The sequence below is a fragment of the Microtetraspora niveoalba genome (genome assembly GCF_001570405.1).
GTDB classification, from domain to species: domain Bacteria; phylum Actinomycetota; class Actinomycetes; order Streptosporangiales; family Streptosporangiaceae; genus Microtetraspora; species Microtetraspora niveoalba.
Genome location: NZ_BBYM01000069.1, coordinates 1 through 12632, shown reverse-complemented (window position 1 = coordinate 12632; position 12632 = coordinate 1). Strand labels below are relative to the sequence as shown.

The following is a 12632-nucleotide window of genomic DNA, read 5'->3' as shown; positions in this document are numbered from 1 at the left end:
GGTGGCGGGTGCGCTGTCTCTTGAGGATGGCGCGCGTGTGGTGGCGCTGCGCAGCCGGGCGTTGACCGTGCTGGCCGGTGGTGGGGGCATGGTGTCGGTCGCCGCCGGGCGGGAGACGGTCGAGGGGGTGTTGGGCGGGTTCGCGGGCCGGGTGTCGGTGGCGGCGTTGAACGGTCCGTCCTCGACGGTGGTGGCGGGCGAGCCGGAGGCGCTGGAGGACCTGCTCGCGATTTGTGAGGAGCGGGGGTTGCGGGCGCGGCGGATTCCGGTGGATTACGCGTCGCATTCGCCGCAGGTGGAGCGGATCCGGAGCGAGGTCCTGGCTGAGCTGGCGCCGGTCGTGCCGGTGAGTTCGGCGGTTTCGGTCTATTCGACGGTGTCGGGTGGGCTGATCGATACCTCCGTGATGGATGCGGCGTATTGGTATGAGAATTTGCGGTCGCCGGTGTTGTTCGAGCAGGCGGCGCGGGCGTTGTTGGCGGATGGCCGGTCGGTGTTCGTGGAGTGCAGTCCGCATCCGGTGTTGACGGTCGGGGTGCAGGAGACCGCGGACGACGCGGGTGCCGATGTGAGCGTGACCGGGACGTTGCGTCGTGACGACGGCGGGGCGGAGCGGTTCCTGGCGGCGCTCGCGGAGGTGTGGTGCGCGGGGGTGGAGGTCGACTTCACCGGTTTCGTCGCGGGCGGCCGTCGGGTGGAGCTGCCGACGTACGCGTTCCAGCACGAGAGGTACTGGCCGAAGCCCGCTGCGGTGACGGGCGACGCCGCGGCCATGGGCCAGGTGGTGGCCGGGCATCCGCTCCTCGGAGCGGCGGTTCCGCTGGCCGATGGTGGGTGCGTGCTGACAGGCCGGTTGTCGTTGTCGACGCACCCGTGGCTGGCCGATCATGCCGTCCTGGGGCAGGTGCTGGTGCCGGGGACAGCCTTGGTCGAGATGGCGTTGCTGGCCGGTGAGCAGGCCGGATGCGGGGTGTTGCGCGAGCTGGTGCTGCAGGCGCCGCTGGTCCTGCCCGCGCAGGGCGGTGTGGCCGTGCAGGTGAGCGTCGGAGTCGACGACTCCGGTGACCGCGCGGTGGAGGTGTTCTCCCGTGTTACGGAGGACGGCCAGTGGGTGTGTCACGCGCGTGGCGTGCTGGGCGCGGACGAGCCGACCGCCGATTACGACCTCGCGGTGTGGCCGCCCGCCGGTGCCCACCCGGTGGAGCTGAACGGGTTCTACGACGGATTGGCGGCGGCCGGATACGGCTACGGCCCCGCGTTCCAGGGGCTGCGAGCGGTCTGGAAGAACGGCGAGACGGTTTACGCCGAGGTGGAGCTCCCGCCCGGCGTGGAGTCGGATGGCTTCGGACTGCACCCGGCACTCCTGGACGCGGCCCTGCACGCGGTGGGCTTCGCCGATGGCGCCGAGCCCGGCACCAGGTTGCCGTTCGCGTGGAACGGAGTGCGCCTGCACGCCACCGGGGCCACGACACTGCGAGTGGTTCTGACGGCCGCCCCCGACAGGCTGGAGCTGCGGGCCGCCGACCCCGCCGGTGCGCCGGTGATCGGCATCGAGTCACTCACGCTGCGGGAGATCACCCCGGAAACGTTGCGGCAGGCCGGGGACCGCGCCGTCCACGACGCCCTGTTCGCCGTCGACTGGGTCCCGCTCCCCGGCACGGGACTCACCCCGCCCGACACCTCGGCCTGGGTGAGCGTCGACACGGCCGACGCCGGGAGTTGGCAGGCGCTTCTGGACGGCGCGTCGCCGCCACCCGTGGTCGTCCTGGCTCTGCCGCACCGTGAAGGCTCCAGCGATGTGGCGGCGACGGTCCGGCAGGCCACGGCGGACGTGCTGCGCATGGTCCAGACGTTGCTCGCGGACGACCGGTTCTCCGGCACCCGCCTGGTGGTCGCCACACGCGGCGCGACCCCGGCCGGGCCCGGCCGGGGCGTGACGGACCTGGCGGGTGCGGCGGTCTGGGGCCTGCTGCGCAGCGCGCAGTCGGAGAACCCGGACAGGATCGTCCTGATCGACCGAGACCCCGCGGGTGGCGACGCGGAGATGTGGCCCACCTGGGCGGCCATCGACGGCGAGCCGCAGATCGCGGTGCGCGCCGGCGAGGCGTGGGTGCCCCGGCTGGCGCGCCGGAACACCGCCGACGGGCTGGCCGTCCCCACCGGGCCGGACACCTGGCGGCTGGACATCACCGACGAGGGCACCCTGGAGAACCTGGCGCTGCTGGCGGAACCCGACGCCCCGCTCGCGTCGGGGCAGGTGCGGGTCGCCGTGCGCGCGGCCGGGGTGAACTTCCGCGACGTGCTGATCGCGCTCGGCATGTACCCGGACCGGGCCCAGAAGATGGGAGCCGAGGCCGCGGGCGTGGTGACCGAGGTCGGCCCCGAGGTGACCGACCTGACGGTGGGCGAGCGCGTGTTCGGGTTCTTCGAGGGCGGCTTCGCCTCGCGGGCGGTCACCGACCGGCGGCTGCTGGCACGGATCCCCGACGGCTGGTCGTTCGCGGAGGCCGCTGCCGTGCCGGTCGTCTTCGCGACGGCGTACTACGGCCTCGTCGACGTGGCGGCGGCCCGGCCGGGGGAGTCGGTGCTGATCCACTCGGCGGCGGGCGGCGTCGGCATGGCCGCCGTACAACTGGCGCGTCATCTCGGTCTTGAGGTGTACGGCACGGCGAACCCCGGCAAATGGGAGGTGCTGCGTGCGGCCGGGCTCGACGACGGACATATCGCATCATCGCGGGATCTGGCGTTCGAAGACCGGTTCCGCGAATCGACCGGCGGTCGCGGCGTGGACGTGGTGCTGAACTCGCTGGCCGGTGAGTTCGTGGACGCCTCGCTGCGGCTCCTGGCCGACGGCGGCCGGTTCGCCGACATGAGCAGGACGGACCTGCGCGATGCCGCGCAGGTGGCGGCCGATCGTCCGGGGGTGCGCTACCGGGCGTTCAACCCCGCCGAAGCCGGGCCGGACCGCATGGCCGCGATCCTCTCGGAGATCCTCTCCCTGTTCGAGGCCGGCGTGCTGGACATGCTCCCGATCACCGCATGGGATGTGCGGGACGCGGTGTCGGCGTTCCGGTTCATCAGCCAGGCCCGGCACGTCGGCAAGAACGTGCTGACGATGCCGGTGCCGCTGGACCCGGACGGCACAGTGCTGATCACGGGCGGGACCGGCACGCTGGGCGGCCTGCTGGCCCGGCACCTGGTGACGGAGCACGGCGTACGGCGGCTGCTGCTGCTCAGCCGCCAGGGCCTGGACGGCCAGGGTGCGGCGGAACTGGCCGCCGACCTGGACTCGCTGGGCGTCCGGGTCACCGTGGCGGCCTGCGACGCCGCCGACCGGGACGGGCTCGCCGCCGTCCTCGCCGGCATCCCGGCCGCGCACCCGCTGACGGGCGTCGTGCACGCGGCCGGCGTGCTGGACGACGGCGTGTTCGAGGCGATGACACCGGAACGGCTCGAAGCCGTGCTCCGGCCCAAGGTGGACGCCGCGGTCAACCTCCACGACCTGACCCTCGGCGCGGACCTGGCCATGTTCGTGCTCTACTCCTCCGCCTCGGCGACGTTCGGCACCGGCGGCCAGGCCAACTACGCGGCGGCCAACAGCTTCCTCGACGCTCTCGCCCACCACCGGCGCGCCCGCGGGCTGCCCGCGCAGTCGCTCGGCTGGGGCCTCTGGCGGCAGGCGAGCACGATGACCGAACACCTGGTCGGCGGGCGGAGCACGGCCCGCACGGGCAGGCTCGGCGCCACCTTGGGCACCGAGCAGGGCCTCGCGCTCTTCGACCTCGCGCGCACCCGGCACGCTCCGCACCTGGTGCCGACCGTCCTCGACCCCGCCGGCGGCACGGAGGTCCCGGCGCTGCTGCGCGGCATCGTCCGGCGAGCCGGCCGCCGCGCGGCCGAGCGGGACGCCGCCGCACCCGGCACGCTGGCGCGGCGGCTGCACGGCCTGCCCGCGGGCGAGCGGCGGCAGATCCTCCTGGACCTCGTCCGCGGCAACGCCGCCGCCGTCCTGGGGCACGCCCGGGCGGACGCCGTCGGCGCGCGGCAGGCCTTCCGCGATCTCGGCTTCGACTCGCTGACCGCGGTCGAGCTGCGCAATCGGCTGAACACCGCCACCGGGCTCCGGCTACCCGCGACGCTGGTCTTCGACTACCCCAACCCGTCCGCGCTCGCCGGCCACCTCGCCACCCAGGTGCTCGGCGAGGCCGCGCCGGTGACGGCCGCCCGGCCGGTGACGGCCGCCTCGCCGGACGAGCCGATCGCGATCGTCGGCATGGCCTGCCGCCTCCCCGGCGCGGTCGCCTCACCGGACGGCCTGTGGCAGCTGGTCAGCACGGGAACGGACGCGATCTCCGAGTTCCCGGCCGATCGGAACTGGCCGATCGACGTGGTGTCCGGGGACGCGGCGCGCGGCGGGTTCGTCGACGGAGCGACGGAGTTCGACGCCGAGCTGTTCGGGATCTCGCCGCGCGAGGCGCTGGCGATGGATCCGCAGCAGCGTCTCCTGCTGGAGTCCGCATGGGAGGCGTTCGAGTCCGCGGGCCTGCCCGCGTCGGCGCTGCACGGCTCGCCCACCGGCGTCTTCATCGGCGCCGCCTCATCCCAGTACGGCCTCGGCATGCGACTGCCGGAGACCGCGGTCGGGCACCTGATGACCGGCAGCGCGACCAGCATCGCCTCCGGAAGGCTGGCGTACACGTTCGGGCTGGAAGGACCGGCGGTGACGGTCGACACCGCGTGCTCGTCGTCGCTGGTGGCGCTGCACCTGGCAGTGCAGGCGCTGCGGAACGGCGAGTGCGAGCTGGCGCTGGCCGGCGGCGTGACCGTGCTCGCCGCCCCCGGCGTGATCACCGAGTTCGACCGGCAGGGTGGTCTGGCATCGGACGGGCGATGCAAGGCGTTCTCCGCCTCCGCGGACGGCACCGGCATGTCCGAAGGTGTGGCCCTGCTGGTGGTGGAGCGGCTGTCCGACGCTCGTCGCAACGGCCACCAGGTGCTGGCGGTGGTGCGGGGCAGCGCGGTCAACCAGGACGGCGCGTCGAACGGGTTGACGGCTCCGAACGGTCCTTCGCAGCAGCGGGTGATCCGGCAGGCGTTGGCCAACGCCCGTCTTGAGCCGTCCGAGGTGGACGCGGTGGAGGCGCACGGCACGGGCACTCGGTTGGGTGATCCGATCGAGGCGCAGGCACTGCTCGCCACCTACGGCCAGGAGCGGGACCGTCCGTTGTGGCTGGGGTCGGTCAAGTCGAACATCGGGCACACCCAGGCGGCGGCCGGAGTGGCCGGTGTGATCAAGATGGTCCTGGCCATGCGGCACGGTGTGCTGCCGGCCACGCTGCATGTCGATGAGCCGACTCCTCAGGTGGACTGGTCGGCGGGCGCGGTGGAGTTGCTGACCGAGTCCCGGCCGTGGCTCTGCGGGGACCGGCCGCGTCGCGTCGGCGTCTCCTCGTTCGGGATCAGCGGCACCAACGCGCACGTCATCATCGAGGACGCACCGGCGTCGTCGACCGAGCCGCCTGCGCCGGCCGGCGATGCGGGTGTCCTGGGATGGCCGGTCTCCGCGAAGACCGCCGACGGCCTGCGCGCGCAGGCTCGTTCGCTGCGGGAACACCTCCTCGCCGATCGGGCCTTGGACCCGGCTGACGTGGGCTGGTCGCTCGCGACCACCCGTACGGCCCTGGACCGGCGTGCGGTGGTGCTGGGTGCCGATCGAGACAGCCTGCTGGCCGGCCTCGGCGCGCTGGCCGAGGGTGAGCCTTCGGCGGGTGTGGTCTCGGGTGTGGCCGGTGAGGGCCGGACGGCGTTCTTGTTCACCGGTCAGGGGGCGCAGCGGGCCGGGATGGGGCGGGGCTTGTACGAGTCCTTCCCGGTGTTCGCGGACGCGTTCGACGCGGTGTGCGCGGAGCTGGACCTGCGGCTCGATCGACCGGTCCGGGATGTCGTGTTCGACGGTGCCGATCTCGATCAGACCATGTGGGCGCAGGCCGGACTCTTCGCTGTGGAGGTGGCGTCGTTCCGGCTGCTGGAGTCGCTCCAGGTGGTCCCGGACTTCCTGCTGGGCCACTCGATCGGTGAGATCGCCGCCGCGCACTGCGCCGGAGTGCTCTCGCTCGAAGACGCGTGTGCGCTGGTCGCGGCGCGGGGCCGGCTGATGCAGGCGCTCCCCGCCGGTGGGGCGATGCTGGCCGTCCAGGCGTCCGAGGCCGAGGTGGTCGAGGCGGTCGGCGGCCTGGTGGACGTCGCGGCGGTCAACGGCCCGAGCTCGGTGGTCGTCTCCGGGGATGCCAGGGTGATCGACGAGCTGGCGGCGCGGTGGGCGGCCGAGGGCCGTAAGACGAGCCGGTTGACGGTGTCGCACGCGTTCCATTCGCGGTTGATGGAGCCGATGCTGGCCGAGTTCGCGGCCGTGTTGGAGACGCTGACGTTCGCCGAGCCGCGGATTTCGATCGTGTCGAACCTGACCGGCGAGGTGGCCGAACCCGGGCTGCTCACGTCCCCGGCGTACTGGGTGCGGCAGGTGCGTGAGGCGGTGCGGTTCGCCGACGGAGTCGGGTGTCTGGGTGAGCGGGGGGTGTCCCGGTTCGTGGAACTGGGCCCGGACGGGGTGTTGTGCGGGCTGGCCCAGCAGGCGGCTGAGGGGATGTTCGCGCCGGTGCTACGCCGCGATGAAGCGGAGACGGCGCCGGCCCAGCAGTCGGCCGACGGGGTGTTCGCACCGGTGATGCGCCGCGACCGCGACGAGGCGGAGACGGCGTTGGCGGCGCTTGGCCAGTTGTGGACGGCCGGTGTCGGGGTGGACTGGACGTCCGTGCTGCCGGGTGGGCGTCGGGTGGACCTGCCGACCTACGCCTTCCAGCGGGAGCGGTACTGGCCGGAGCCACTCGCAGCGGTCGACGGGCCGGCCTCGGCGGCGGACGCGGACGAAGCGCGATTCTGGGAAGCGGTCGACCGGGAGGACCTCGCGGAGGTGGCGGACACCCTCCACCTGGAGGACGCGCCCGGCCAGCTGGGAACGGTGCTACCCGCGCTCTCCGCCTGGCGGCGCTCACGCCGTCAGGAGTCGGTCATCGCATCGTGGCGCTATCAGATCACCTGGAAGCCGCTCACCGGCCCCGGAGGAAGCGATGCGCTGACAGGGACCTGGCTCCTGGCCGCGCCGGAGGACTCCGAACTGGGCGTCCACGTCGCCATCGCGCTACGGGACGCCGGTGCCGAGGTGGTCGTGGTGGACCGGCTGGACGGCATGGACCGGCAGGGGATGGACGGTGGCGGCCTGCGGTGTGGCGAGGTGGCGGGCGTCGTCATGGTCGCCCCCTCCGCGGCGGTGGTGACCGAGTCGCTGGCCATGTTCCGGGCGCTGGACGACGCGGAAATCGACGCACGCCTCTGGATGATCACCAGCGGAGCCGTCTCGGTCGGCCGCTCCGACCCGCTGCGCAACCCCGAGCAGGCGCAGGTGTGGGGGCTTGGCCGAGTGGCGGCGCTGGAGCATCCGGACCGGTGGGGCGGTCTGGTCGACCTTCCGGCCGCGCTTGACGCGCGTGCCGGCCGCCGTCTGGTGTCCGTGCTCGCGGGCCGTACAGGTGAGGACCAGGTCGCCGTCCGCGACGCGGGCCTGTACGGCCGCCGTCTGGCCCGCGCGACCAACGGCGAGCCCGCCGGCACGCCATGGACGGCGTCCGGCACCGTGCTGATCACCGGAGGGACCGGAGCGCTGGGCGCCGAGGTGGCCCGCTGGCTGGCCGGCCGTGGCGTCCCCCGTCTGGTGCTGACCAGCCGCCGAGGAGCGGACATGCCCGGCACGGAGGAACTGGTGGCCGAGCTGAACGCGCGCGGCACCCAAGTCACCGTGGCCGCCTGTGATGTCACCGATCGGGATTCGCTCGCCGCGGTGCTGGCCGCGATTCCGGACGGCCACCCGCTCACCGGCGTGGTGCATGCGGCCGGTGTGGGACAGGCCATGCCGGTCGCGGCCACCGACGAGGCCGAGATCGCGCGCGTGCTGGAGGTGAAGGCGACTGGTGTGGCACATCTTGACGAGCTGACCCGCGAGCTGGACCTGAGCATGTTCGTGGTGTTCTCGTCTATCGCGGCTACCTGGGGTAGCGCTGGTCAGGGGGTCTATGCGGCGGCGAATGCCCACTTGGACGCGCATGTCCAGCAGCGGCGGGCCCGGGGGTTGTCCGGGACCTCCGTGGCGTGGGGTCCCTGGGCCGGTGCGGGCATGGCTGTGCAGGGTGAGACGGAGGAGTTCCTGCGCCGTCGTGGTCTGACCGCGATGGACCCGGGCTTGGCCGTTCTCGCTCTGGCGCAGGCTGTGGACCGGGACGAGACCTGTGTGACTGTCGCTGACGTGGACTGGGCGCGGTTCGCGCCGAGCTTCGTTTCCGGGCGGGACAGCGCTCTCCTCGCCGACCTGCCGGAGGCCGCGGCGGTCCTCGCGCCCGCGCCGGTCACCGTCAATCACAGCTCGACGTTCCGCGACGACCTGGCCGCCGCTCCCGGCAGCCGCCGCCACCGGATGCTGCTGGACCTGATCCGGGCCCGCGCGGCGGCCGCGCTCGGTCACACCTCCGCGGAGAGCATCGACGCAGATCGGGCCTTCCGCGACCTCGGCTTCGATTCGCTGACCGCCGTCGAACTGCGCAACCTGCTCAGCGCGGAGATCGGGCTCTCCCTGCCCGCCACCCTCGTCTTCGACCATCCGACGCCCACCGCGCTGGCGGCACACCTGGCCGGTGAGCTGCTTGAACACACGCAGCCGGCCGCGGACGCCGCCGTCGTGTCCTCGACGGACGAACCGATCGCGATCGTCGGCATGAGTTGCCGGTACCCGGGCGGTGTGCGTACGACGGGCCAGTTGTGGGACCTGGTCGCGGGCGGCTATGACGGTGTCACCGGCTTCCCGGCCGACCGGGACTGGCCCATCGACATGGTGGACGTTGACGCGGCCCGCGGCGGCTTCGTCGACGGGGTGGCGGACTTCGATGCGGGGTTGTTCGGGATCTCGCCGCGTGAGGCGCTCGCGATGGATCCGCAGCAGCGGTTGTTGCTGGAGGCCTCGTGGGAGATGTTCGAGTCCGCCGGTCTCGACCCGCGCTCCCTGCGCGGCCGCTCGGTCGGCGTGTTCGTCGGCGCCTCGCCTTCCGGGTACGGCGGCGTGGCCGAGGGGCTGGACGGAGCCGAGGGATACCTCTTGGCAGGCACGGCGAACAGCGTGATCTCCGGCCGGGTCGCCTATTCGTTCGGGCTTGAGGGTCCCGCGGTGACGGTGGACACGGCGTGTTCGTCGTCGCTGGTGGCGTTGCACCTGGCGGTGCAAGCGCTGCGCAACGGTGAGTGCGATATGGCCCTGGCCGGTGGTGTGACGGTGATGGTGTCGCCCGGGGCGTTCGTGGAGTTCGACCGGCAGGGCGGCCTGTCGTCGGACGGACGGTGCAAGTCGTTCGCGGACGCGGCGGACGGCACCGGCTGGGGCGAGGGTGTCGGCGTCCTGCTGGTGGAGCGGCTTTCGGACGCGCAGCGGCTCGGGCACGAGGTGCTGGCGGTGGTGCGGGGGAGCGCGGTCAACCAGGACGGCGCTTCCAATGGGCTGACCGCGCCGAACGGGCCTTCGCAGCAGCGGGTGATCCGTCAGGCGTTGGCGAACGCCCGTCTCGCTCCCTCTGAGGTGGATGTGGTGGAGGCGCACGGCACCGGCACTCGGTTGGGTGATCCGATCGAGGCGCAGGCGTTGCTGGCGACCTACGGCCAGGAGCGGGATCACCCGCTGTGGCTGGGGTCGATCAAGTCGAACATCGGCCACACCCAGGCCGCCGCTGGTGTGGCCGGAGTGATCAAGATGGTGCTGGCGATGCGGCACGGTGTGTTGCCGGCGACGTTGCATGTGGATGAGCCGTCCCGGCAGGTGGACTGGTCGGCGGGCGCGGTCGAGCTGCTGACCGAGGCCCGGCCGTGGCCTTCCGGGGATCGGCCCCGCCGTGCTGGTGTCTCCTCCTTCGGCCTCAGCGGCACCAACGCGCACGTCATCCTTGAGGGTGCGCCTCCGCATTCGGTGGAGCCGGCTGTGCCGGTTGGCGGTGCGGGTGTCCTGGGATGGACGGTCTCCGCCAAGACAGCGGATGGCCTGCGTGCTCAGGCGGAGCGGTTGCGTGCATTCCTGGCGGAGTCCGGCGCTGATGTGCGTGACATCGCTTGGTCGCTTGCCACGACCCGGGCGGCGCTGGCTCATCGGGCGGTGATCGTCGGCGGCGATCGTGCGGAGCTGCTTCGTGGGCTTGACGCTCTGGCTGCCGGTAAGCCCAGTGTCGAGTCCGGGGTCGTGGGTGACGGGCAGACCGCGTTCTTGTTCACCGGTCAGGGGGCGCAGCGGGCCGGGATGGGGCGCGAGCTGTATGCGCGGTTCCCGGTGTTCGCCGATGCCTTCGACGCGGTGTGCGCGGAGCTGGACCTGCGGCTCGATCGGCCAGTCCGGGATGTCGTGTTCGACGGTGTCGATCTCGATCAGACCATGTGGGCGCAGGCCGGATTGTTCGCGGTCGAGGTGGCGTCGTTCCGGCTGCTGGAGTCGCTCCAGGTGGTCCCGGACTTCCTGCTGGGCCACTCGGTCGGTGAGATCGCGGCGGCGCACTGCGCCGGGGTGTTGTCGCTGCAGGATGCGTGTGCGCTGGTTGCTGCGCGTGGCCGGCTGATGCAGGCGCTGCCGTCGGGTGGCGCGATGCTGGCCGTGCAGGCGTCCGAGGCCGAGGTGGTCGAGGCGGTCGGCGGCCTGGTGGACGTCGCGGCGGTCAACGGCCCGAACTCGGTCGTGGTCTCGGGCGATGCCGAGGTGATCGACGAGCTGGCGGCGCGGTGGGCGGCCGAGGGCCGTAAGACGAGCCGGTTGACGGTGTCGCACGCGTTCCACTCCCGGCTGATGGAGCCGATGCTCGCCGAGTTCGCGGCCATCGTGGAGACGCTGACCTTCAACGAGCCGCGGATCCCGATCGTGTCGAACCTGACCGGGACAATCGCCGAACCAGGGCTGCTCACCTCCCCGGCCTATTGGGTGCGGCAGGTGCGGGAGGCGGTGCGCTTCGCCGACGGCGTCGGGTGTCTGGGCGAGCGGGGTGTGTCCCGGTTCGTGGAGCTGGGCCCGGACGGGGTGCTCTGCGCGCTGGCCCAGCAGACGCTCGACGGGGTGTTCGCGCCGGTGCTGCACCGCGATGAAGCGGGAGTGCTGCGCCGGGATGAAGCGGAGACGGCGCCGGCCCAGCAGTCCGTCGACGCGGTGTTCGCGCCGCTCCTGCGCCGCGATCGGGACGAGACCGAAACGGCACTGATGGCGCTGGTCCGGTTGTGGTCGGTCGGCGTCGACGTCGACTGGCGGGCCGTGCTGCCGGGCGGTCGTCGGGTGGAGCTTCCGACCTACGCGTTCCAGCGGGAGCGGTTCTGGCCGAAGCCGAGGGCGACGCGAGCGGTGCTGCCCGGTGATGTGGTGGAGTCCCGGTTCTGGGAGGCGGTCGAACGCGAGGACCTGGGCGATCTGGCCGCAGCTCTGGACGTCGGCGAGATGCCGGAGGAGTTCGGCTCGGTGTTGCCGATGTTGTCCTCGTGGCGCAGGCAACGTCGTCAGGAGGCGGCGGTTGATTCGTGGCGTTACCGCGTGATCTGGAAGCCGGTGACCGGCGAGCGGGCGGGAGCGCCGGCCGGCCGGTGGCTGGTGGTGGTGCCGGAAACATCCGAGGCGGACGCCCTCGCTGAGGCAGTGGAAGCGGCGCTCGAGTCGGCGGGGGGCGAGGTGGTGCGGCTGGTGCTTGGCGGCACCGAGCGCGCATCGCTGGCGGGGCGGCTCGCCGAAGTGGGCGCGCTGGCCGGTGTGCTGTCGCTGACCGGGACGGCGGTGGCCCCCGTGTCGGGTTGCGTGACGCCGATGGGGGTGAAGACGACACTGACGTTGCTGCAGGCGCTTGGAGACGCGGGGATTCAGGCTCCGTTGTGGGCGGTGACGGTCGGCGCGGTGTCCATCGGCCGGTCGGATCCGCTGGTGAGTGCGGTGCAGGCGCAGGTGTGGGGGCTCGGCCGGGTCGCGGCGCTGGAGCATCCGGAGCGTTGGGGCGGTCTGATCGACCTGCCGGCGGTCGTCGACGACCGTGCGGGTCAAAGGCTGGTCGCGGTCCTCTCGGGTGACGAGGACCAGGTGGCGATCCGTGCTTCGGGTGTGTACGGGCGGCGTCTGGTGCGGGCGGTGGCTGACGGCAACGGGTCTCCGTGGTCGCCGTCGCGGCCGGGGACGGTGCTGGTCACGGGCGGCACCGGCGCGTTGGGCGCGGTCGTGGCGCGGTGGCTGGTGGAGTCCGGTGTCGCGCATCTGGTGTTGACGAGTCGTCGTGGTACGGCGGCGCCGGGTGTGGACGAGCTGGTGGCGGAGCTGACCGGGCTGGGTGCCCGGGTGACGGTCGCGGCGTGCGATGTGGCCGATCGGGGTGCGGTGGCGGGTGTGCTGGCGGGGATCCCGGCGGACGTCCCGCTGACAGGCGTTGTGCACACGGCGGGTGTTCTGGATGACGGCACCTTGGACGCTCTGACGCCGGAGCGGTTCGAGGCGGTGCTGGCGGCCAAGGTGTCGGGGTTGGTGCATCTCGATGAGC

1 protein-coding gene is annotated in these 12632 nt (G+C 72.6%); it reads left to right on the top strand.

Annotated features, from left to right (window positions below):
- Positions 1-40: 40 nt before the first annotated feature.
- A partial coding sequence (locus tag AWQ70_RS39695) for a type I polyketide synthase (protein ID WP_245647329.1) occupies positions 41-12632 on the top strand: 12592 nt, incomplete at its 3' end.